Here is a 21,839-nt window from a genome sequence, read left to right as displayed (position 1 = left end):
TTCCGGTATGTCGCCAATCCGGTCGGCGGTGTGGCTTCGCTGCGCCGCCGATTTTGCTTGGCATTTGCCGGTTGAGCGCATCGCAGCTCTAAAACGAGGCTTGCAATTTCCCCTTGAATGTTCTTATTTTGTTCTATTGAGGTGAGTGGGAGGACGTGATGTCCATTCTTGATCATATCGGTTTTGCGGTCAGCGATTTTCCGGCGTCTCGTACGTTCTACGAAAAGGCCCTGGTGCCACTTGGCATCAAGGTGTTGATGGAAGTCACCGCTGAAATGACGAGTGGACCCGCCTATTGCGGTTTCGGCAAGGACAAGCCGGACTTCTGGATTGGTGAAGGCAAAGCCCCCGGAACACCGGTGCATGTCGCCTTTGCTGCTTCGAACCGGGCGCTCGTCGATGCCTTCTACGAGGCTGCGATCGCAGCCGGCGGCAAGGATAACGGCGCACCGGGCCTGCGGCCGCAGTATCACGAAAATTACTACGGTGCTTTCGTACTCGACCCGGATGGTCTGAATATCGAGGCGGTCTGTCACCTGCCTGAATAAGTCTTTGTTTCCTGATTTCAATTTGGAGAAAAAAATGCACAAGAGCCGGCTGGGAGATCTGGTGATCGACTGTGAAGGTGGCGATATCGACCGCCATGCGGAATTCTGGGCCGGTGCGCTCGGGCGCACTGTTGAAGCTGAGCCGAAAAACCCACGCTATCGCCGCCTGATCGGCACGGAAGATGAAATCGGCATCCTGCTCCAGTCGGTCGAGCATCCCTCCCGCGTGCACCTGGATATCGAAACCGACGATCCGGAAAAGGAAGTTGCCCGGCTTGAAGGTCTGGGCGCGACCATCGTTCAGAAACTGGACGGCTGGACAGTGATGCAGGCAACCAGTGGTCACCGGTTCTGCGTCGTCAAACCGCAACTCGCCGGTTTTGAGGAGGCTGCCAAGGCCTGGGAGGCCTGACAACGGCCTGATCGGACATGGCTTTGGCTGCGCGAAACGAGGGGCCTCACGCCAGGCTCACGGGCATGTGCTGGTTTGGGGAGCGGAGTTGAGTTTGTCTCAGCCGCCGGGCGCGTTACCTCTTTCGGGTAGAATTCGAAATGTCTTCACGGGTCTTCCAACCCATGAAGCGCATTTCAAAGTCGAAGACCACAGCTTGAAACCCAAGCGCGCTGGTCGTCTTTCCGGTCGGGGTTTCGCAATCATCACCAGGTTGGTGATCCCCCGGGAAAGGTCGACCACAACCAGCTCCCTGGAGGACCTGACATGAAACGCCTGCTCCCGCTCACTTTCTTTGCCGCGCTCGTGGCGTCGATGCCACCGGGAACCGCACAGGCCGAAACCGCGGTGCTTGCCGGAGGATGCTTCTGGTGCGTTGAATCCGATCTTGAGAAACTTCCCGGCGTGCGCGATGTCGTTTCCGGCTATGCCGGTGGGGAGACTCAGAATCCTACCTACAAGGATTATGATCGTGGCGGTCACCGGGAGGTCGTCAAGGTCGATTTCGACGAGAACAAGATCAGTTACGCCGAACTTGTCGGGATCTTCCTGCGCACCGTCGATGTGACGGACGCCGGCGGTCAATTCTGCGACCGGGGACATGCCTATTCCACCGCCATCTATCCTCTGGACGAAACCCAGGCGAAACAGGCCAGGGCGGAAATCGCGAAGGCGGAAAAGGCACTCGGCGGAAAGATCGTAACGCCGGTCGAGGCTCCGGCCGTTTTCTGGCCCGCCGAGGACTACCACCAGGCCTATTACAAGAGCCAGGTTCGTACGCTCACCCGCTTCGGCTACGTCACCCGCGCCGACGCCTACAAAGGCTACAGGAAAGGGTGCGGCAGGGATGCACAGGTCAAGGCCGTGTGGGGCAGCGAAGCCTTCAAGGGGCTGCCCAAGGCAGGATCATAACATTCGAAAAGGGGCCGTTTCCGCTGGGAACGGCCCAAAAGAACAGCATTTTCGTCGAATTTTCAGGCATCAATTTGCCGTAGGGTAAGGTGTGCACTACATACTTTCAGTGGGCTTACGTCTGAAAGGACGCTAACATGCTGAGCTTGTTTGGAAGTCGCGTTACAGCAGAGCCGGAATTTATTTCTGAATTGAGAGCCGTCGAGACGGAAGACCGCCTTCGAAGATCCACCGCCGCCATGCTGGAAGCAGCAGGGTTGGAGATCTGTGACACCAACACACCGACCGAATTTGCGGCAGCTGCCACCGTGTCGATCATGAAGCTTGTGCTGAAAGTGGTCGAGCGCGACTTTGACGAACTGTGCTTCGAAAACCGATTTGTCACCGGCCTGTTCGGGTTCCTGATTGCCCACAACCTGACGCGGCGCACCAATGCTGATCTTGGTGTCGTGCTGGGTATTGCGGGTCTGGACCTCTTCTCGCATGAGGAAATCGAACAGATCTACAAGCTCGGCTCGTCCTACAGGCGTCTGCGCCAGCACCGGAACATGCATCTGGCGCTCAGGGACATCATCGACAGTTTCCTGTCGCATCCTGATGAAGAAACCTTGTCGGATCTTGCCGGGGTTTATCAGCTCTGCCTGCAGCAGGACGGTTGACCAGATTTCATCGGCAACCATCGTGGCGGTCATACGCCGGCTTCAAATGCCTCGACCAGCTCGAGGAACGCCTCGCCGTATTTTTCAAGTTTGGACTGCCCGACACCGGAAACGGCCAGCAGCGCATCTTCGGTCACCGGGCGCGCAGCGGAAATCCCGGCCAGCGTCGCGTCCGTGAACACCACATAGGGCGGTACGCCCTGATCTCGGGCAATCTGGGTCCGCAGCCTGCGCAAGCGTTCAAACAGCAGCCTGTCTTCATGGTCCAGTTCATCGGCGATGGAGGCCGTACGTGAAGAACTCGTCCGTTTCAGGCCAGCCGCGCTCCGGTCCTTGCGCAAGGCGAGCTTCTCGTCACCGCGCAGGACGCTCCGCGCCTTTTCCGTCAGAACCAGAGCACCGAACTGGGCATGGTCTACATCGACGTAGCCTGCGGCGACAAGCTGACGGGCAATCGACTGCCAGGTCTTCTGCGGCACGTCCTGGCCAATTCCGAAAACCGACAGCGTGTCGTGGCCGAAGCGGGTGCTTTTCTCGTTGGTCTTGCCCAGAAGCACATCTATGACATGCGCCGTGCCGAAACGTTGACCAGTACGATAGATCGCCGACATCAGCTTTTGGGCAGCTTCCGTGCCGTCCCAGGTCTCTACCGGGGACAGGCAGGTGTCGCAGTTGCCACAGGGTTTGGGGTAGGTCTCGCCGAAATGGGCCAGCAGGGCCTGGCGACGGCAACCGGCCGTTTCGCAGATGCCGAGAAGCGCGTTCAGCTTGGCATTTTCCGCGCGCTTGACCTCCTCGGGAGCATCGCCCTCGGCAATCATGCGCCGGCGCTGCACCAGATCGGCCATGCCGTAAGCCATGAAGGCTTCGGAGGGAGCGCCGTCGCGGCCTGCACGGCCGGTTTCCTGGTAATAGGCCTCGACCGAAGAGGGCAGATCCAGATGCGCGACATAGCGCACATCCGGCTTGTCGATACCCATGCCGAAGGCAACCGTCGCCACCAGGCACAGCCCTTCTTCCAGCAGAAACGCATCCTGGTTGGCGGAGCGCTGTTCCGCGGGCAATCCGGCGTGATAGGGCAGGGCCCTGATGCCCTTAGAGGTCAGCCATTCGGCGATGTCCTCGACCTTTGCCCGCGACAGGCAATAGACGATGCCGCTCTCGCCGGAGTGCTTCTTCAGGAAATCCAGCAGCTGCTGGCGCTGGTTGGTGCGCTCGACAATCTCGTAGCGGATGTTGGGCCGGTCGAAGCTGGTGGAAAAGACGGCGGCGTCTTCCAGCTGCAGGCGGGCCAGAATGTCTTTTTGGGTGTGCGGGTCGGCAGTCGCGGTCAACGCCACACGCGGCACGCCCGGATAGCGGTCGCGCAGACAGGACAGCGACATGTACTCCGGACGGAAGTCATGTCCCCACTGGCTGACGCAATGCGCTTCATCGATGGCAAAAAGGGCAATCTGCAGCGTGTCCAGGAACTTGCGGAAGCTCTCGGTGCCCAGCCGCTCCGGTGTCACGTAGAGCAGGTCGATTTCACCGCGGCGCAGGGCACTGCGAATGCCGTCCTGTTCTTCAGGTGACAGCGTGGAATTGAGGGCCGCGGCCTGAACGCCAGCGGCGCGAAGCGCACCGACCTGGTCTTTCATCAGCGCGATCAGCGGCGAGACGACAATGCCGACCCCACGCCGGCACAGCGCCGGGATCTGGTAACAGAGCGACTTGCCTGCGCCGGTGGGAAACAGAACGACAGCGTCGTTGCCGTCCACAAGCGTTTCGATCACCGCCTGCTGCTTGCCCCTGAAGCTGCTGTAGCCGAAAACCTTCTGCAGAACCGCAAGCGGCTTCGGCTCCGGACGCACGGTCGGAGCAACGGCATGCTGCACTGGAATGACTTCCTCCGCGGCAACAGCGGGCGAAACGGGCATGGGTGAGACGGGTCCTTTGATTCTCCCGCACAATGTCTTATTCGCGGACGAAGGGCAATGAAGGCGGAACCGCGCCTGTGGATGACGTGCAGGCCCTGGTCAGAGCATCAAAAAATCAGATGCTTAGGAGACGCGTGGAGGCGGTGCGTTGGCACCTAGAACTCGGCGTCCGGATCCGTCGCCAGCGTTTCGGCGCAGTGAATGCGCATCTGTTCAGTAAGATCGCCAAGGTCGCCTTCAAGTTTTTCCGGCCGGATCGGCTTGCCGAAATGCACGTTGAACTTGGCATGTTCCTTGTTGAGCAATTCGTTGAAGACCGTCATGTCGCGCAATTCGGTCGACACTCTTGCAAGGAAATAGAACAGGCCGGAATTGCGCCCGCCCATGTGCATGGGAATGATCGGGGCCTTGTTCTTGCGTGCCAGCGCCAGGGCTGACGTCATCCAGGGCCGTTCTGTCAGCTTGCCGTCGTGCCAATAGGCCAGGCGCCCGGAGGGAAACAGCACCACCACCCGCTCCTTGGCAAAGGCGGAGGAGGCGAGCTTGATCGTTTCCTTGGATTTTTCGCGGGTCTTGAAGTCAGCACGCCATTCGACTGGAATGATCATGTCGGCAAGGCGCGGGTTGATGCGGATGGCATCGCGGTTAGCAAAGATCGCTAGATCGTTCCGGCGGGACTTGATCGCATCATAAAGGACGATGCCGTCGGCAATGCCGGTCGGGTGGTTGGACACCAGAACGACGGGGCCTTCCTGCGGAACCCGTTCAAGGCCAAGCGTGGTGACGTCAAGCGACAGCAATCCGCTCAAATGGGCAAAAACCTCCAGCGCTTCCATCTGCGCAATGGTGTCGGCCATTTCGACGGCGGACTTGTAGCGAAGGATCTTGTGAGCGAAGGGTCTGATGAAGGGCCACCACGGGCTGGCCATCACCAGCTTGCCCCGTTCGGCAATCAGAAGGTCGACGATATGCTGCTCAGAAATCTGCCTCTGTGCCGCGGCCTGACGGCGCGTCGGCAAGGTGTCTGTCGTCTGGTCGGTCGTCCGCACAATGCACCTCTGCCCACGAGATTACTGCCTCACTCCGATGCATCGTTAACGAAATCAGCCTCTTGGTGCAAATGATCGTTGTACGAATTTCAGGATCGGAATCCGCCCATCGGCGGCTCAGCTCCATAGGGAACTGGTGAAAATTGCCAGCGATGTCAAGAAGGAGGCTGCCCAGGCAAGCGAGCGCGGCGAGGCGCGGTCCGCCCAGTAGCAGCCGATATAAATGATCCTCAGTAACACGAAAAGCACGGCGAGCCTGTCGATCCAGTGCGGGTCGCCGCCCTGGTTGAGGCCAACGAAAACGGCAACTGCAAACAGGGGAAATGCCTCGAAGCCATTCGCCTGTGCCCCCTGTGCGCGGGCGCGAAAACCGTCTCGCCAATAGTCCGGGTCACGTGGGCGGGCGTTGTCGAAGGACTTGTCCAGTTTTGCCGGAAAGACGGAAAGCAGCGGCAGGATGGCGGCGGCAAGGACACACCAGAAGGCGACGGGCATGTGGGCTCCTTAGGAACGTGTTGCAGGTCTTGCGCGCGAATACCCCGAATGTGGCTGCAGCAGAGCGCCGGGCTGCACGCGAGCGTTTGTGCGCATATCTATCAGGCTCGTGGAAGATATCCTCATGATTTTCGATGTTGCCCCGGGTTTGTCATAAAGTCTTCCCGTCCCGGCGCTAGGGGGAGGCCGCCCATGGCGTGATTGGCATGGGCTGCAGCCGCGAAGGAATGCCCCTTGTCGAAAACAACTGTTCTGTTCGTCTGTCCGGACAACAGCCTGCTGTCGCCCCTGGCCGAAGCCTATCTGAATTTTCGGGCAGGTGGTCTGATGCGGGCGTTCTCCGCAGGTGTGGCTCCTTCCCAGGAACTGAGCCGGCATGTGCGCCGGATACTGTCGGCACGGGGAATTGATGCCAAAGGGCTTGCGCCCAAGCCGATCGACATTTTCCTGATGCCGCATGCTGAAATTCCCGACAGGGTCGTCTATCTCGCTGACCAGGCGCCGGTAGCCCTGCCGCCGCAGTGGAAGACCACGACATCGAGCCATTGGTGGAACATTGCCGCAAAACCGCCTTTTCCGGATGGTTTTGGTGCCTGCGCCACTTATTTCGAGAAGATTGCGGAGGCGATCGACAGGCTTGTGGAGCCGCCAAAAACAGCAGGCAAGGCCGTCTCGAACCGGGTTGCCTGAGTGATCTGAAAACGGTCGATTCTCAGGATTTTGGATTTTCGACAAATTGTGGGCTAAGAGTTGCTCCCATATTGGGACGAAGGTGAGGGATTGATTCGTCATGATGCGCGCGGGAAAGTTTGTTTTGATCGTCGGCCTGGTGGTCCTGGCAGCTGGTTGCCAGAGATTGTCCGGAGGCCGGAATTATGCCGAACCGCTGCCGGCGACCCCGACTACACCCGTAGGCTCGGGACAGCTTGCACCGCTTGATCCCAACGCGCCGGACGGCGGTCTCAACGATCCGTCGGCTCAGCCGACCGACCTGGCCAGCAACCCGGTTGCAGCGCCTGCCGATGCCAAGGAAGTTGGCCGGACAGACCTTCTGGGTGGCTGGAAAATCACCTCCGCTGGCGACAACTGCATGGCCTTCATGACGCTGACAACATGGTCCGGCGGCTACCGTGCAAATACCAGAGGTTGTGCTTCGCCTGTACTGTCCGGGATCTCTGCATGGGACCTGAGCGGCAATCAGGTGGTTCTGAAGGACGGCACCGGCCTGATCGTTGCACAGCTTTACTCCAGCGCTTCCGGCCAGTTCAACGGTCAGACCTCTACCGGATCGCCGATCTCGCTGTACCGTTAAGGCCCCTCCGTATTTATGCTGGACAGCTCGCGCTATAGGTGTATATTTGCATAGCTACCGGAAAGGCTGTGCAAATGTCAAAATATGAACCACTGCGGGAACACTTGGCACGACTGGAAGATGTTGTCTGGGCGGCCAAGCTGAACGAAGTCGAAGATATCATAGGCTCGTCGCTGCCCAAGAGCGCCCGGGAACACCGGACATGGTGGGCAAATTCCGGCGGCAGTCTCGTTCACCAGAACGCCTGGCTTGATGCCGGCTGGCGGGTAGAGCGAACCGATCTCATGCGCGATGTCATCGTCTTCCGCCGGTTGCGCATCGGCGGCACCGTGGCCGGGGTGTCCGCCCGTATGGATCGGACCGCCAAGAATCCGCAAAAAACTGCAGAAAAGCGGCTCACCAAGGAAATGGCAGCCCTTCGTCAGCCTGCAACCGTGACGTTGCGCTCCGAATGGACCACGCTTGGCGATGTCCAGCGCACGCCCTGTTCCAATTCCATCATTCCGCAGGAAGGCGGCGTTGTGCGCTTCGCGGCCATGGAAGGCGACGAAGTCGTCACTGCCATCGTCGCAACCTTATCGGTTCACAAGGCCTATCGCAGCCTGCGCATGGCGATGAAGGGTCTGGACGACGATACCGGCAGCCGTGTCGGTACGGAGCTGTTCAAGAAGGCCGGTTTTGATGCCGCCGCACCGATCGAATGCGATGTGGTCAAGTCCGGCAATGCCTGGCTGCTGACCGACGGTCGTGGCCGCAAGGCCAATCTGGACGATCAGTCCGAGTGTTATCTGGTTGCCCAGCTGCTCTATCTTCAGGAAGTCCAGAACGGTCGCAAGACGGCCCTTTACCTGCGCTAAGCGTTGTCTGAGTGCCTTTTGCGCTCAGCCGGGCACAGGCATGATGGCCGGGTCCAGTCAGGCCGAGCCGTTTGGGCGTTCATGATTGCGTTCCTCCCGCACAGGACCCCTCCCTGTGCCCTGCGCCCGTAACCCTCCCACCGGTTGCGGGCGCTGTTTGTTCAGAGGGCGTGCTGCCTTCCTGTTTCGAGTTCCTCAAGCTTCGGTCTGTGTTTTTCTACCCATTATCAGTGAATTGCGAACCGGGCTGGGTGCAGTGTTCCGTTAAGGGGGGGCAGTGATGCTGGCGCCGGAAGGAGTATCATCGCTGGATCAGTCGCATACCTTCCCCTGAGAGCACGCCTTCGATGAAGGATGTCTTGCCGGAATTGTATGTTTCCCAGTCGGGGGGCGAACCGGCCTTGAGGGCAAGGTTCCGTTTCAGGGCGGCGTAGCGCCCGGCAAGGCTGGCATCGCCGCGCAAGGGGTCTCGAAACTTGCGCCGCTGATCAGGTGAGGGGCAATCGGATGCACACAGACACAGCCGATGCGCGATAATCAGCTCGTGATTTTCCCTCTCCTTCGACCGGGGGCCTGGTTCGGCTGGCCGGGTCATTTGCACTTCGTCTTCCCGAAAGCGGGCGCCGAGATCATGGTAGCCATACAGCAGGAGATCGTTGCTGAGTGCAGCCGGTGAAAATCCGGGAGCAAGCGTTACATCGACATGAAGTTTGGGTTTGGCAATCAGCCCAGGGACGGCCGTGGACCCGACATGGTCCAGGCGCAGGGACTTAGCTCCCAGGAGATGTCCGAGGTCGTCGATCAGCAGGTCAGCCTGGCGAAACCAGTCCGGATTATGTGGGAGCAACGGAATGGACATGAGGTCTGAAATCCTTAAATTTCAAACGGTTGAAAAACAAATCCGTAAGAATGTGTGATCGTATGCAACCATATCATGACTTGCATCTGCGACGTTTTGACCTTATTCCGCCGTGCAAATAGATACGTCCAAGACCCCATGAATTCTCATGGAGGGAGCAGCACCCTTGAAGATGGAACTGCCGGTCAACCGCGCCCTGAGCGCCCGCTACGACGCGCTCATCGCGTCGGGTGAGATCAAGGAAGACCCCGTGCAACGGGAGGCGGTGCGCCAGCTCGATCTCCTGAACACCCGTCTTGCCGAAACCCGCCTGGCCTCCAAGAAAAGTTCACTTGGCTGGCTGTTCGCCAACAAGAAGAACCAGCTCTGGGCCTCCGTACAGGGGCTGTACATGTGGGGCGGTGTCGGGCGCGGCAAGACGATGCTGATGGACCTCTTTTACGAGGTCACGGTCATCCGCCGCAAAAGGCGTGTGCATTTCCACGAATTCATGACCGATGTGCACGAGCGCATTCATGCCCACCGCCAGGCGCACAAGCGCGGCGAGGTCAAGGGTGATGATCCGATCCCGCCCGTGGCGAGCCAGATTGCCGAAGAAACGCGGCTGCTGCTGTTTGATGAGTTCTCGGTGACCGACATTGCCGATGCCATGATCCTCGGCCGCCTGTTCACCCAGCTTTTCGAGCGCGGCGTCATCGTTGTCGCCACGTCCAACGTCGAGCCGTCTGTCCTCTACAAGGACGGGCTCAACCGCCAGCTGTTCCTGCCCTTCATCAAGATGCTGACCTCCAAGGTGGAAGTGCTGCATCTGGACAGTCCGACGGATTACCGGCTGGAGAAGCTTGCTGGTGCGCCGGTCTATGTCACGCCTCTGGGCGAGAGTGCAAACGCCCAGATGGATGAGCTCTTTGCCAAGCTGACGCACGGCATGACACCGCATTCCGAAGAGCTGGAGAACAAGGGCCGCAAGATCGCCGTTCCCTGTGTCGCGGCCGGAGCGGCCAGGTTCACCTTCGACGACCTGTGCATGCAGCCGTTGGGGGCGAGTGATTATCTGCGCATCGCTCATGCCTTCGGCACGGTGTTTCTGGACAACGTGCCCGTGCTGTCCAAGGCGCGGCGCAACGAAGCCAAGCGCTTCATCAATCTGATCGATACGCTTTACGATAACGGAATCAAGCTGGTGGTCTCGGCTGAGGCCGAGCCGCAGGATCTATACGTCGGCGAGGACGGCACGGAAGCGTTCGAATTCGACCGGACAGCCTCCCGGTTGATCGAGATGCGGTCCGAGGCGTACCTTGCGGGAGAAAGACGACAAGTGCACGCATAGGTCTGCATTCCCTATAGGTGAATTATGCAGACGGGAAGATCTGAGAAAATTTGTCCGGCATCGCGCAATATTCTTTTGGCGAGGTTGCGCGGGCGGATCAAAGGGAGTAGTGCCATCCTCAGTCATCAGAGGATGGCATGGAGTTCCATCTTACGTAAAGGGAAACTTTCGAAATGGCGCGGAACAAGATTGCCTTGATCGGCTCTGGTCAGATCGGCGGCACGCTCGCACATCTGGCAGGTTTGAAGGAACTGGGAGACATCGTGCTCTTCGACATCGCGGAAGGTGTTCCGCAGGGTAAGGCGCTCGATCTGGCCGAGTCCTCCCCGGTCGATGGCTTCGATGCCAAAATGGCGGGTGCCAACAGCTACGAAGCCATCGAAGGCTCGGACGTTGTCATCGTGACCGCCGGTGTTCCGCGTAAACCCGGCATGAGCCGCGACGACCTTCTGGAAATCAACCTGAAGGTTATGGAGCAGGTTGGCGCCGGCATCGCAAAGTATGCCCCGAACGCATTCGTCATCTGCATCACCAACCCGCTCGACGCGATGGTCTGGGCCCTGCAGAAGTTCTCCGGTCTGCCGAAGAACAAGGTCGTCGGCATGGCAGGCGTATTGGATAGCGCCCGTTTCCGTTACTTCCTGGCAGACGAGTTCAACGTCTCCATCGAAGATGTGACCGCATTCGTTCTCGGCGGCCACGGCGACACCATGGTGCCGCTGACCCGCTACTCCACCGTTGCCGGCATCCCGCTCACCGATCTGGTCAAGATGGGCTGGTGCACCGCCGAGCGTCTGGAAGAAATCGTCCAGCGCACCCGTGACGGCGGCGCGGAGATCGTCGGCCTCCTGAAGACCGGCTCCGCTTTCTACGCACCTGCTGCTTCCGCCATCGCAATGGCCGAAAGCTACCTGAAGGACAAGAAGCGCGTTCTGCCGTGTGCAGCTGCTCTCGACGGTCAGTACGGCCTGAAGGACACCTATGTGGGCGTTCCGGTCGTGATCGGCGCCGATGGCGTCGAGCGCATCATCGAGATCGACCTGCAGGGCGACGAAAAGGCCAACTTCGACAAGTCTGTCGCTTCCGTCGACGGTCTGGTCGAGGCCTGCAAGAAAATTCAGCCGGCGCTCGCCTGAACCGGGCCCGCCTAAGGGAATTTGCGGCCGTTCTTCCTGCCGGGAAGAACGGTCCTCCGACAACGGGGGAAACACATGAACATTCATGAATACCAGGCCAAGGCCGTTCTGAAGGAATACGGTGCACCGGTGGCCGAAGGCGTTGCCATCTTCTCCGCCGACGAAGCCGAAGCAGCCGCCAAGAGCCTTCCGGGCCCGCTCTGGGTCGTGAAGTCGCAGATCCACGCTGGTGGCCGCGGCAAGGGCAAGTTCAAGGAACTGTCCGCTGATGCCAAGGGCGGTGTCCGTCTGGCTTTCTCGCTGGACGAAGTCACGTCCAACGCCAAGGAAATGCTTGGCAACACGCTGGTCACCAAACAGACCGGTGCCGCTGGCAAGGTGGTCAACCGTCTCTACATCGAAGACGGCGCCGACATCGAGCGTGAGCTTTACCTCTCCATTCTGGTCGACCGGACCGTTGGCCGCCCGGCTTTCGTTGTCTCCACCGAAGGTGGCATGGACATTGAAGCAGTGGCCGAAGAAACCCCCGAAAAGATCGTCACCCTGCCGATCGATCCGGAAACCGGTGTGACCGAAGCCGATGCCGCCAAGCTGTGCGACGCGCTGGAACTGACCGGTGCGGCACGCGAAGACGGCATGAAGCTGTTCCCGATCCTGCACACGGCTTTCGTCGAGAAGGACATGAGCCTTCTGGAAGTCAACCCGCTGATCGTCATGAAGGACGGCCGCCTGCGCGTACTGGACGCCAAGGTTTCCTTCGACGGCAACGCCCTGTTCCGTCATCCGGACATCATGGAGCTGCGCGACGTCACCGAGGAAGACGACAAGGAAATCGAGGCCTCCAAGTACGACCTCGCCTATGTCGCTCTCGACGGTGACATCGGCTGCATGGTCAACGGTGCCGGCCTTGCCATGGCGACCATGGACATCATCAAGCTCTACGGCGCCGAGCCGGCCAACTTCCTCGATGTTGGCGGTGGCGCTTCCAAGGAGAAGGTGACGGCCGCGTTCAAGATCATCACGTCCGATCCGAACGTGAAGGGCATCCTCGTCAACATCTTCGGTGGCATCATGCGCTGCGACGTGATCGCGGAAGGCGTGGTTGCAGCCGTCAAGGAAGTCGGCCTGCAGGTTCCGCTCGTTGTTCGCCTGGAAGGCACCAACGTGGAACTCGGCAAGAAGATCATCAACGAAAGCGGTCTGAACGTGATCGCCGCTGACGATCTCGACGACGCCGCCCAGAAAATCGTGAAAGCGGTTAAAGGTTAAGCCCGGAGGCGCGCAATATAGATGGTATTTGGGCTTTTGGTCCTACTGCTCCTCTATAGCCCGGCATTGATGACTTTATGGGTTGCCATTGTTGGGCGTAGAAAATGGACGGTTCGAAAGGAAGTCTTGGTTTCTAAAGTGATTATCGCCGTTTCAACAGTTTTGTGCCTTGTCGTATGGATGAGCTATTTTCTGGAGGACTTTGATATTGCTCGAGCAGCCTACATTACCGTTGCATATAATCTGACTGCTGCCTGCATTGTATCTCTGGTTATTTACATTGCAGGACCTCGGTCTAGACAGCGTGCCGCCAATACGAAGGAAACATGATAGATGTCTATCCTCGTCAATAAAGACACGAAAATCATCGTTCAGGGCCTGACCGGCAAGACCGGCACGTTCCACACCGAACAGGCGCTTGAGTATTACGGCACCAAGATGGTCGCCGGTGTGCACCCGAAAAAGGGTGGCGAGACCTGGTCTTCCGGTGTCGACAGCGCGGCCTCTCTGCCGATCTTTGCGAGCGTTGGCGAAGCCAGGGAAGCAACCGGTGCCGACGCCTCCGTGATCTACGTTCCGCCGGCAGGCGCGGGCGCAGCGATCATCGAGGCCATCGAAGCGGAAGTTCCGTTCATCGTCTGCATCACCGAAGGCATCCCGGTTGCCGACATGGTCAAGGTCAAGGCCAAGCTGGAGAAATCCAAGTCTCGCCTCCTCGGCCCGAACTGCCCCGGTATCCTGACCCCGGAAGAATGCAAGATCGGCATCATGCCGGGCTCCATCTTCAAGAAAGGCTCCGTCGGTGTTGTTTCCCGCTCCGGCACCCTTACTTATGAAGCTGTCTTCCAGACCACCAATGCCGGCCTCGGCCAGACGACGGCTGTCGGCATCGGTGGCGACCCGGTCAAGGGCACCGAGTTCATCGACGTCCTGGAAATGTTCCTGGCCGACGACGAAACCCAGTCGATCATCATGATCGGCGAAATCGGTGGCTCCGCGGAAGAAGACGCGGCGCAGTTCCTGAAGGACGAAGCCAAGCGCGGCCGGTCCAAGCCGATGGCTGGTTTCATCGCCGGACGGACAGCGCCTCCGGGCCGCACCATGGGCCACGCCGGTGCCGTTATTTCAGGCGGCAAGGGCGGTGCAGAAGACAAGATCGCTGCGATGGAAGCTGCTGGCATCAAGGTGTCACCGTCTCCTGCGAAGCTCGGCGAGACCCTTCTCGAAGTCTTGAAGGGCTGATTCTGCAAGAATCTTTAGCGATGGGGACGGAAACTGTTTACGTTTCCTGTCGCATGATGAAAGGATGGGTTCCGGCGCGGTTGACGTGCCGTAACCATTTTTCGAGGGGTCGGTGGAAACCATCGGCCATTGTAGGGAAACCGGCCGCGGGTCAATTTTTCGGGCCCGCCTAAACAAAAGGGCGGAGGATACCTCCGCTAAAGGACATGGCACGGCAGGAAGCGAACAACGTATTCGCACTGACGTCGTTGCTTTACGGCGCCAACGCAGCCTATATCGAAGACCTCTACGCACAGTACAAGACAGATCCGAGCTCGGTCGACGCCGAGTGGCAGGACTTCTTTGCGGCCTTCCAGGACGAGAAGGAAGCCGTGCTGAAAGAGGCTCGCGGGGCGACCTGGAAACGCAAGGACTGGCCGATCGAGGCCAATGGCGACCTCGTCAATGCATTCGACGGCAACTGGGGCCCGATTGAGCAGAAGCTCGGCGACAAACTGAAGAAGAAGGCTGAAGCCAAGGGCGAGCCGGTTTCGGATCAGGAAGTTCATCAGGCGACCCGCGATTCCGTTCGCGCCCTGATGATGATCCGCGCCTATCGCATGCGCGGCCATCTTCATGCAGATCTCGACCCCCTCGGCCTGGCCGGCAAGGGCGACCACGAGGAACTGCATCCCTCGTCCTACGGCTTTACCGAAGCCGACTGGGACCACAAGATCTTCATCGACCATGTTCTGGGTCTGGAATACGCCACCATCCGCGAGATGATGGACATCCTGAAGCGGACCTATTGCTCGACGCTGGGTGTCGAGTTCATGCATATCTCCGATCCGGCGGCCAAGGCCTGGATCCAGGAGCGCATTGAAGGTCCGGACAAGCAGGTTGCCTTCACTACGGAAGGCAAGAAGGCGATCCTGAACAAGCTGGTCGAAGCCGAAGGTTTCGAAAAGTTTCTGGACGTAAAATACACCGGCACCAAGCGCTTCGGCCTGGATGGTGGTGAAGCGCTGATCCCGGCGCTGGAACAGATCATCAAACGCGGCGGCTCGATGGGCCTTAAGGAAATCGTGTTCGGCATGGCCCACCGTGGCCGCCTGAACGTGCTTTCCCAGGTGATGGCCAAGCCGCACCGGGCAATCTTCCACGAGTTCAAGGGCGGCTCCTACGCGCCGGACGATGTGGAAGGCTCCGGCGATGTGAAGTATCACCTCGGCGCGTCTTCCGACCGGACGTTCGACGGCAACGACGTGCACCTGTCGCTGACGGCAAACCCCTCGCACCTGGAAATCGTCAACCCGGTGGTTCTGGGCAAGGCGCGCGCCAAGCAGGATCAGCTGGCTGCCGACGAGAACGGCAACTTCGTCGACACGACCGAAATCGACCGCGGCACGGTTCTGCCGCTGCTGCTGCACGGCGACGCCGCATTCGCCGGCCAGGGTGTTGTTGCGGAATGCTTTGGCCTGTCCGCGCTGCGTGGCCACCGCACCGGCGGTTCGGTCCATGTGATCATCAACAACCAGATCGGCTTCACCACCAACCCGCGCTTCTCGCGGTCTTCGCCCTATCCGTCGGATATGGCGAAGGTGATCGAGGCGCCGATCTTCCACGTCAACGCGGATGATCCGGAAGCCGTCGTCTTTGCGGCCAAGATCGCGATTGAATATCGCCAGACGTTCCATCGTCCGGTGGTCATCGACATGATCTGCTATCGCCGCTTCGGCCACAACGAGGGCGACGAGCCGGCGTTCACGCAGCCGATCATGTACCGCAAGATCCGCAAGCATGCGACGACGCTGCAGCTCTACTCGGAACGCCTGATCAAGGAAGGTGTTCTGACACAGGACGAAGTCGAGCACATGAAAGCCGACTGGCGCAAGCATCTGGACGACGAGTTCGATGCCGGTCAGGCCTTCAAGCCGAACAAGGCCGACTGGCTGGACGGCAAGTGGGCAGGCATGAAACGGGCCGACGACGAGGACGATCCGCGTCGCGGTGAAACCGGTCTGCCAATGGATGAACTGAAGTCGATCGGCCGGGCTCTGACCCACGTGCCGGACGGTTTCAACATCCACCGCACGATCGCGCGCTTCATGAACCAGCGTGAGCGCATGATCGAGACCGGCGAAGGCATCGACTGGGCAACCGCTGAAGCGCTTGCCTTCGGTTCGCTGCTGAAGGAAGGCCACCCGGTGCGCCTGTCCGGTCAGGATTGCGAACGCGGCACGTTCTCGCAGCGCCATTCGGTCCTGTACGATCAGGAAGACGAGAGCCGTTACATTCCGCTCAACAACGTCTCTCCCGATCAGCAGCGCTACGAGGTCATCAACTCGATGCTCTCGGAAGAAGCCGTGCTCGGCTTCGAATATGGCTATTCGCTGGCAGAGCCGCGTGCTCTAACCCTTTGGGAAGCGCAGTTCGGCGATTTCGCCAACGGCGCCCAGGTGGTGTTCGACCAGTTCATCTCTTCAGGTGAGCGCAAGTGGCTGCGCATGTCCGGCCTCGTCTGCCTGCTGCCGCATGGCTACGAAGGTCAGGGACCTGAGCACTCTTCCGCCCGTCTGGAGCGTTACCTCCAGCTTTGCGCCGAAGACAACATGCAGGTTGCGAACTGTTCGACGCCGTCGAACTACTTCCACATCCTGCGTCGTCAGCTGCGCCGTGATATCCGCAAGCCGCTTATCCTCATGACGCCGAAATCCTTGCTGCGTCACAAGAAGGCGGTATCCACGCTGCAGGAACTGGGTCCGGAGTCCTCCTTCCACCGTCTATTGTGGGACGACTGGGGGCCGAACCTGAATTCGGAAGGCAAGCTGGTTTCAGACGACAAGATCCGGCGCGTCGTGATGTGCTCGGGCAAGGTCTACTACGATCTGTTCGAAGAGCGTGAAAAGCGCGGCGTCAACGACGTCTACCTGCTCCGCGTCGAACAGCTCTATCCGTTCCCGAAAAAGGCGCTGATGCTGGAACTGGCGCGCTTCCCGCAGGCCGAAATGGTCTGGTGTCAGGAAGAGCCCAAGAACATGGGCAGCTGGTTCTTCGTCGAGTCCTACATCGAATGGGTCCTGGAGCAGATCGACGCCAAGCACAAGCGCCCGCGCTATGCTGGCCGCAATGCGATGGCATCGACCGCAACCGGCCTGATGTCCTCGCATCTGGCGCAGTTGCAGGCGTTCCTCGAAGAGGCTCTGGGAAGTTAGTCACAAGAGGGCCTTCGGGCCCTCTTTCAAAAATTTGGCCAGGTAATTTTAAGAGAAGGCGACCATGGCAACCGAAATTCGCGTCCCCACGCTGGGTGAATCCGTTTCCGAAGCGACTATTGCGCAGTGGTTCAAGAAACCGGGCGACGCCGTCAGCCAGGACGAGCCCCTTGTGGAACTGGAAACCGACAAGGTAACCGTCGAAGTTCCGGCACCGGCCGCGGGCACGCTGGAAAGCATCGTGGTCAAGGAAGGCGACACCGTTGAGGTCGGCGCCCTGCTCGGTCAGATCGCAGAAGGCGCCGGTGCTCCGGCCGCGAAGGCTGAAGCGGCTCCGGCAAAGGCTGACGCCAAGGCCGAAACCAAATCCGAAAAGGCCCAGCTGGTCGATGTCGTCACACCGAGCGCGGGCGAATCCGTCACCGAGGCGGAAGTCGGCGAATGGAGCGTGAAGGTCGGTGACGTCGTCAAGGCCGACGACACGCTGGTGGAACTGGAAACCGACAAGGCAGCCCAGGAAGTTCCGGCCCCCGTTGCCGGCACCATCGTCAAGATCGCAGTCGAAACCGGTACGACCGTTGAGCCCGGCGTTCTGCTCTGCCAGATCGATCCGTCAGGCGAAGGTGCTGCTGCTGCTCCGGCAGCCGCTGCACCGGCACCGGCTGCGTCCGCTCCGGCCGCAAGCGGTGGGTCTTCCATGCCGCCGGCTCCGTCTGCTCAGAAGATGATGGCTGAAAACAACCTTTCTGCCGACCAGGTTGCCGGGTCCGGCAAGCGTGGTCAGGTGCTGAAGGAAGACGTCATCAACGCGATTGCCTCCGGTGCAACCTCTTCGTCGTCAGCCCCGTCGGCTGCTCCCGTTGCCCGTGGCCCGGTTGCCGCCCAGGACGAAATTCGCGAAGAACGCGTTCGCATGACCAAGCTGCGCCAGACCATTGCGCGCCGCCTGAAGGACGCACAGAACTCCGCGGCCATGCTTACCACCTACAACGAAGTGGATATGGGCCCGGTCATGGAACTGCGCAAGCAGTACAAGGACCTGTTTGAGAAGAAACACGGCGTCAAGCTCGGCTTCATGGGCTTCTTCACCAAGGCGGTGACCCATGCGCTGAAAGAGATCCCGGCGGTCAATGCCGAGATCGACGGCACCGACATCATCTACAAGAACTTCTGCCACATCGGCGTCGCCGTCGGCACGGACAAGGGCCTTGTGGTCCCGGTTGTGCGCGACGCGGACCAGATGTCCATTGCAGAGATCGAGCAGGAAATCGGCAATCTCGGCCGCAAGGCGCGCGACGGCAAGCTGGGCATGGCTGATATGTCCGGCGGCACCTTCACCATCTCCAATGGCGGGGTGTATGGTTCGCTGATGTCTTCGCCGATCCTCAACGCGCCGCAGTCCGGTATCCTGGGCATGCACAAGATCCAGGAACGTCCGATGGCTGTGAACGGCCAGGTGGTGATCCGCCCGATGATGTATCTGGCGCTCTCCTATGACCACCGGATTGTCGACGGCAAGGAAGCCGTGACCTTCCTGGTTCGCGTCAAGGAAAGCCTGGAAGATCCGCAGCGTCTGGTTCTGGATCTCTGATCCGGTTCAGTGCCTTGCGAGTGCCTTGCCGGGAACGCCCCGGCAGGGTGCCCGGACATTTTAAGGTTGCCTGGCCAGCGGCGTTCCAGCTCTCGCGGTTGAATGCCCGTCGGTCTGGCCCAGGAGGAGCCGCATTGTGAGCCTGGAATTTCTGATTACTGCTCTTGTCGTGGTGCTCGTTCCGGGCACCGGTGTTGTTTATACGGTTGCCGTCGGACTTGGCAGAGGCCGTCAGGCATCCGTTGCCGCGGCCTTCGGCTGCACCCTCGGTATCATTCCCGCAATTCTGGCGTCCGTCGTGGGCCTGGCGGCGCTGATGCACACCAGTGCCCTGGTATTCCAGGGCGTGAAATACGCCGGTGTCGCCTATCTTCTCTACCTTGCCTGGCAGACGCTGAAAGACAGCGGACCGATGGAACTGAAAGCCGACAGGGGATCGCGCAAGAGTTTCCTTGCAACGGCGCGCACCGGCTTCCTGATCAACATCCTCAATCCCAAGCTGACGGTATTCTTCCTCGCCTTCCTGCCGCAATTCGTCAGCCATGATGCCGTCAATCCAACGCTCGACATGCTGCTGATGGGCGGCGTCTTCATGGCAATGACCTTCGTTGTCTTTGTCATCTATGGCGCGTTTGCTTCACTGGTCGGCGAGAAGGTGTTGAAGAGCGATCGCGTGATGGTCTGGATGCGCCGGACCGTGGCTGCAACCTTCGCCGGGTTCGGCTTGCGACTGGCTCTGGCGGAGCAATAATCGGATCATCGCCGACACGGTGTGAGACGGTCAGGAGGAACAGGAATATGAACGCCATAAAGCGTTATGCCCTTTCGGTTGTTCTTGTCGTCTGGACCGTCCTCGGACTGATAGTCGCTTCGCACGCAAGCGAACAACGCACTGCGCTTGTGATCGGAAACGCGCAATATGGCTATGGCCCGCTCGCCAATCCGGTCAATGATGCTCTGGCCATCGCCCGCGCCCTCGACAAGGCCGGCTTCGAGGTCATCCTTCAGACTGACGCCAACCGCGATGCCATGGAGCAGGCGATCCGGGCTTTCGGTGATCGGCTGAAAAAGGAGGGTGGCGTCGGCCTGTTCTATTACGCCGGCCACGGTATCCAGATTAAGGGCGAAAACTACCTGCTGCCTGTGGCAGGGGATGCGCCGGCGGACGAGGTCCTGCAGCAGCAGTCGGTCGCGGTCAGCGAGGCCGTGGAAGTAATGACGTCGTCCCATGACGGGCTCAACATCGTCGTGCTGGACGCTTGCCGCAACAATCCCCTCGGTGGGGCATCGTCCGGCCTGTCGCGGATCGACAGCAATGCGCGCCTGTTCGTCTCGTATTCGACGTCACCTGGCTCCGTGGCTCTGGACGGGCAGGGCAGCAACAGCCCCTTCACCAAGCATCTTGCCAGCGCCATCGCGACCCCGGCGCTCAATCTGGAAGAAACCTTCAAGCGCACGCTGAAGGGTGTCTTCCAGGAAACGAACGGCCAGCAGACGCCCTGGATTTCCTCGTCCTTCTTCGGAGATTTCACCTTCGTTGACGGCGGCACGGATAATCCGGCAGGATCGGTGCCCAAGATGGCCGCTCTTGCGGCCATCGGAACCGCGCTCAAGGAGAGCACCGCGCGCACCGGTCCGGCCCGCCAGATCTCGGGTGTTTACCGGGTTGAGGGAACCAACCCGAACGGAACGACCTACGACGGCATGCTGGCAATCACGCCGGAAGACCGGAATGTGCGGCTCACCTGGTGGATCGGGACCGACGTCTTCACCGGCGTCGGCGAGTTCGCCGGCCGCATGCTGGTGGTCAACTGGGGAGACAAGCACCCTGTCGTCTATTCCTTCACTGGCGCGGAAACGCTGGATGGTGAATGGGCGGACGGCTCGGCCAGCGAAAAGCTGACGCTCTATTCGCGCACTGCACCGGTCGAGGCGGAAGGGCTGACTGGCAACTATTCGGTTGCCGGCCGAAATCCGGACGGCACGACATATGACGGTACGGTCGTGTTGACGCAGCAGGGCCGGACATTCACGCTGATCTGGACAGTCGGCACCGACAGCTATCGCGGCGTGGGCGAACTGGATGGCAACGTGCTGACGGTGGACTGGGGCGACAAGACGCCGGTGGTTTACGCGGTCATGGCGGACGGGCATTTGAAAGGCCTCTGGGCCGCGGGCCGCGGCGCTGAAGAACTGACGCGCATTCAAGGGCAATAGGAACGGGAGCCGGTGGGAATTCATGACTGACACGGTTGTATTGGTAACGGGCGGGAGCCGGGGGATCGGCGCTGCCGTCAGCCGCAAGGTTGCGGCGCTCGGTCACAAGGTGATCGTCAACTACACGCACAACCAGGCTGCCGCTGATGCTCTCGTCGAGGAAATCAAGGCGGCCGGCGGCGAGGCCGTGGCAGTTCAGGGTGACGTCCAGAATGAAGCCGACGTGCTGCATCTTTTCGCCGAAGCCGACAAGCTCGGCACTCTCAAGGGCCTGGTCAACAATGCCGGTGTTGTCGACTATTCCCAGCGCGTCGATGAAATGACCCTGGAACGTCTGACACGAATGTTCTCCATCAACGTGATCGGCGCCTTCCTGTGTGCCCGCGAAGCGGTCAGACGCATGTCGACCAAGCATGGCGGCACCGGCGGCGTGATCGTCAATCTCGGGTCTGCAGCCTCCAAGCTGGGGTCACCTTCCCAATATGTCGACTATGCTGCCTCCAAGGGGGCGATCGACACCATGACTGTCGGATTGGCGCTGGAAGTTGCCGACGAAGATGTTCGCGTCAACGGTATTCGCCCCGGCATTATCGACACCGATATCCACGCCTCGGGCGGCCATCCTGACCGGGTGGCCCAGCTCAGGTCCAAACTGCCGATGAAACGTGCCGGAACCGCCGACGAGGTGGCCGAAGCGATTCTGTGGCTTCTCTCCGACCAGTCCAGCTATACGACCGGTGCCATCCTCGATGTCTCCGGCGGCCGGGCAATCCTTCCCTAACCCCCATTCAAACCAGAA

General features: G+C 60.0%; 20 protein-coding genes. 16 read left to right on the top strand and 4 right to left on the bottom strand.

Annotated features, from left to right (window positions below):
* Positions 1–164 precede the first annotated feature (164 nt).
* The 4 genes from FIU93_RS03495 to FIU93_RS03480 all read left to right on the top strand — a co-directional run bounded on the left by FIU93_RS03495 (position 165) and on the right by FIU93_RS03480 (position 2,570).
* Positions 165–548: a VOC family protein gene (locus FIU93_RS03495; RefSeq protein WP_173017427.1), complete on the top strand. Its 384-nt coding sequence runs from the start codon at positions 165–167 to the stop codon at positions 546–548.
* A gap of 34 nt (positions 549–582) precedes the next feature.
* The gene (locus FIU93_RS03490; protein WP_075281688.1) at positions 583–960 is read left to right on the top strand and encodes a VOC family protein; all 378 of its coding nucleotides are present in this window, start codon (positions 583–585) and stop codon (positions 958–960) included.
* 354 nt (positions 961–1,314) lie between these two features.
* Entirely contained in the window at positions 1,315–1,911 is a 597-nt protein-coding gene (gene msrA, locus FIU93_RS03485) for a peptide-methionine (S)-S-oxide reductase MsrA (protein WP_152507486.1), read from the top strand.
* Positions 1,912–2,048: 137 nt separating this feature from the next.
* Entirely contained in the window at positions 2,049–2,570 is a 522-nt protein-coding gene (locus FIU93_RS03480) for a hypothetical protein (RefSeq protein WP_022999027.1), read from the top strand.
* A 29-nt stretch (positions 2,571–2,599) separates the two neighbouring features.
* Here FIU93_RS03480 and recQ read toward each other — a convergent pair whose 3' ends face one another.
* The 3 genes from recQ to FIU93_RS03465 form a co-directional block, all read right to left on the bottom strand.
* Entirely contained in the window at positions 2,600–4,489 is a 1,890-nt protein-coding gene (gene recQ / locus FIU93_RS03475; protein WP_022999026.1) for a DNA helicase RecQ, read from the bottom strand.
* Between the two features lie 155 nt (positions 4,490–4,644).
* The gene (locus FIU93_RS03470) at positions 4,645–5,538 is read right to left on the bottom strand and encodes a 1-acyl-sn-glycerol-3-phosphate acyltransferase (protein WP_022999025.1); all 894 of its coding nucleotides are present in this window, start codon (positions 5,536–5,538) and stop codon (positions 4,645–4,647) included.
* A 117-nt stretch (positions 5,539–5,655) separates the two neighbouring features.
* On the bottom strand, positions 5,656–6,033 hold the full coding sequence (locus FIU93_RS03465; protein WP_022999024.1) for an MAPEG family protein: 378 nt from the start codon (positions 6,031–6,033) through the stop codon (positions 5,656–5,658).
* Between the two features lie 234 nt (positions 6,034–6,267).
* Here FIU93_RS03465 and FIU93_RS03460 point away from each other — a divergent pair, with 234 nt between their 5' ends.
* The 3 genes from FIU93_RS03460 to FIU93_RS03450 all read left to right on the top strand — a co-directional run bounded on the left by FIU93_RS03460 (position 6,268) and on the right by FIU93_RS03450 (position 8,202).
* Positions 6,268–6,723, top strand: coding sequence for a hypothetical protein (locus FIU93_RS03460; RefSeq protein ID WP_022999023.1), 456 nt, complete (start codon positions 6,268–6,270; stop codon positions 6,721–6,723).
* 100 nt (positions 6,724–6,823) lie between these two features.
* On the top strand, positions 6,824–7,345 hold the full coding sequence (locus tag FIU93_RS03455; RefSeq protein WP_152504828.1) for a protease inhibitor Inh/omp19 family protein: 522 nt from the start codon (positions 6,824–6,826) through the stop codon (positions 7,343–7,345).
* 74 nt (positions 7,346–7,419) lie between these two features.
* The gene (locus tag FIU93_RS03450; RefSeq protein WP_022999021.1) at positions 7,420–8,202 is read left to right on the top strand and encodes a hypothetical protein; all 783 of its coding nucleotides are present in this window, start codon (positions 7,420–7,422) and stop codon (positions 8,200–8,202) included.
* 301 nt (positions 8,203–8,503) lie between these two features.
* On the opposite strand, the gene FIU93_RS03445 is transcribed toward FIU93_RS03450, so the two are convergent.
* On the bottom strand, positions 8,504–9,061 hold the full coding sequence (locus FIU93_RS03445) for a GrpB family protein (RefSeq protein ID WP_152504827.1): 558 nt from the start codon (positions 9,059–9,061) through the stop codon (positions 8,504–8,506).
* A gap of 172 nt (positions 9,062–9,233) precedes the next feature.
* Here FIU93_RS03445 and zapE point away from each other — a divergent pair, with 172 nt between their 5' ends.
* The 9 genes from zapE to FIU93_RS03400 all read left to right on the top strand — a co-directional run bounded on the left by zapE (position 9,234) and on the right by FIU93_RS03400 (position 21,821).
* Complete coding sequence (gene zapE / locus FIU93_RS03440; RefSeq protein WP_152507485.1) at positions 9,234–10,391, top strand: cell division protein ZapE; 1,158 nt, start codon at positions 9,234–9,236, stop codon at positions 10,389–10,391.
* 173 nt (positions 10,392–10,564) lie between these two features.
* Positions 10,565–11,527 carry a malate dehydrogenase gene (mdh, locus tag FIU93_RS03435; RefSeq protein WP_022999018.1) on the top strand — a complete coding sequence of 321 codons (963 nt, stop codon included), beginning with the start codon at positions 10,565–10,567 and terminating at the stop codon, positions 11,525–11,527.
* A 75-nt stretch (positions 11,528–11,602) separates the two neighbouring features.
* Positions 11,603–12,796, top strand: coding sequence for an ADP-forming succinate--CoA ligase subunit beta (sucC, locus tag FIU93_RS03430; protein ID WP_022999017.1), 1,194 nt, complete (start codon positions 11,603–11,605; stop codon positions 12,794–12,796).
* Between the two features lie 333 nt (positions 12,797–13,129).
* On the top strand, positions 13,130–14,038 hold the full coding sequence (gene sucD / locus FIU93_RS03425; protein ID WP_022999015.1) for a succinate--CoA ligase subunit alpha: 909 nt from the start codon (positions 13,130–13,132) through the stop codon (positions 14,036–14,038).
* 206 nt (positions 14,039–14,244) lie between these two features.
* Positions 14,245–17,232 (top strand): 2-oxoglutarate dehydrogenase E1 component, encoded by a 2,988-nt coding sequence (locus tag FIU93_RS03420; protein ID WP_022999014.1) that lies wholly within the window; start codon positions 14,245–14,247, stop codon positions 17,230–17,232.
* 64 nt (positions 17,233–17,296) lie between these two features.
* The gene (gene odhB, locus FIU93_RS03415) at positions 17,297–18,823 is read left to right on the top strand and encodes a 2-oxoglutarate dehydrogenase complex dihydrolipoyllysine-residue succinyltransferase (RefSeq protein ID WP_055657191.1); all 1,527 of its coding nucleotides are present in this window, start codon (positions 17,297–17,299) and stop codon (positions 18,821–18,823) included.
* 136 nt (positions 18,824–18,959) lie between these two features.
* A complete protein-coding gene (locus FIU93_RS03410; RefSeq protein ID WP_022999012.1) occupies positions 18,960–19,574 on the top strand; it encodes a LysE family translocator in 615 nt (204 codons plus the stop codon).
* 47 nt (positions 19,575–19,621) lie between these two features.
* On the top strand, positions 19,622–21,040 hold the full coding sequence (locus FIU93_RS03405) for a caspase family protein (RefSeq protein ID WP_022999011.1): 1,419 nt from the start codon (positions 19,622–19,624) through the stop codon (positions 21,038–21,040).
* Between the two features lie 22 nt (positions 21,041–21,062).
* Entirely contained in the window at positions 21,063–21,821 is a 759-nt protein-coding gene (locus tag FIU93_RS03400; protein WP_152504826.1) for an SDR family oxidoreductase, read from the top strand.
* Positions 21,822–21,839: the final 18 nt, after the last annotated feature.

The sequence above is a fragment of the Labrenzia sp. THAF35 genome, from assembly GCF_009363595.1.
In the GTDB taxonomy this organism is placed as follows: Bacteria; Pseudomonadota; Alphaproteobacteria; order Rhizobiales; family Stappiaceae; genus Roseibium; species Roseibium algicola.
The sequence above is the reverse complement of the archived record's forward strand: the minus strand, read 5'-3'. Positions and strand labels throughout refer to the sequence as shown.

What these genes read in the sequence shown, in the direction of transcription:
- FIU93_RS03490 (WP_075281688.1), top strand. Translation starts at nt 583, where the DNA reads ATGCACAAGAGCCGGCTGGGAGATCTGGTGATCGACTGTGAAGGTGGC.
- msrA (WP_152507486.1), top strand. Translation starts at nt 1,315, where the DNA reads ATGCCACCGGGAACCGCACAGGCCGAAACCGCGGTGCTTGCCGGAGGA.
- FIU93_RS03480 (WP_022999027.1), top strand. Translation starts at nt 2,049, where the DNA reads ATGCTGAGCTTGTTTGGAAGTCGCGTTACAGCAGAGCCGGAATTTATT.
- recQ (WP_022999026.1), bottom strand. Translation starts at nt 4,489, where the DNA reads ATGCCCGTTTCGCCCGCTGTTGCCGCGGAGGAAGTCATTCCAGTGCAG.
- FIU93_RS03465 (WP_022999024.1), bottom strand. Translation starts at nt 6,033, where the DNA reads ATGCCCGTCGCCTTCTGGTGTGTCCTTGCCGCCGCCATCCTGCCGCTG.
- FIU93_RS03455 (WP_152504828.1), top strand. Translation starts at nt 6,824, where the DNA reads ATGATGCGCGCGGGAAAGTTTGTTTTGATCGTCGGCCTGGTGGTCCTG.
- FIU93_RS03450 (WP_022999021.1), top strand. Translation starts at nt 7,420, where the DNA reads ATGTCAAAATATGAACCACTGCGGGAACACTTGGCACGACTGGAAGAT.
- FIU93_RS03445 (WP_152504827.1), bottom strand. Translation starts at nt 9,061, where the DNA reads ATGTCCATTCCGTTGCTCCCACATAATCCGGACTGGTTTCGCCAGGCT.
- zapE (WP_152507485.1), top strand. Translation starts at nt 9,234, where the DNA reads ATGGAACTGCCGGTCAACCGCGCCCTGAGCGCCCGCTACGACGCGCTC.
- mdh (WP_022999018.1), top strand. Translation starts at nt 10,565, where the DNA reads ATGGCGCGGAACAAGATTGCCTTGATCGGCTCTGGTCAGATCGGCGGC.
- sucC (WP_022999017.1), top strand. Translation starts at nt 11,603, where the DNA reads ATGAACATTCATGAATACCAGGCCAAGGCCGTTCTGAAGGAATACGGT.
- sucD (WP_022999015.1), top strand. Translation starts at nt 13,130, where the DNA reads ATGTCTATCCTCGTCAATAAAGACACGAAAATCATCGTTCAGGGCCTG.
- FIU93_RS03420 (WP_022999014.1), top strand. Translation starts at nt 14,245, where the DNA reads ATGGCACGGCAGGAAGCGAACAACGTATTCGCACTGACGTCGTTGCTT.
- odhB (WP_055657191.1), top strand. Translation starts at nt 17,297, where the DNA reads ATGGCAACCGAAATTCGCGTCCCCACGCTGGGTGAATCCGTTTCCGAA.
- FIU93_RS03405 (WP_022999011.1), top strand. Translation starts at nt 19,622, where the DNA reads ATGAACGCCATAAAGCGTTATGCCCTTTCGGTTGTTCTTGTCGTCTGG.
- FIU93_RS03400 (WP_152504826.1), top strand. Translation starts at nt 21,063, where the DNA reads ATGACTGACACGGTTGTATTGGTAACGGGCGGGAGCCGGGGGATCGGC.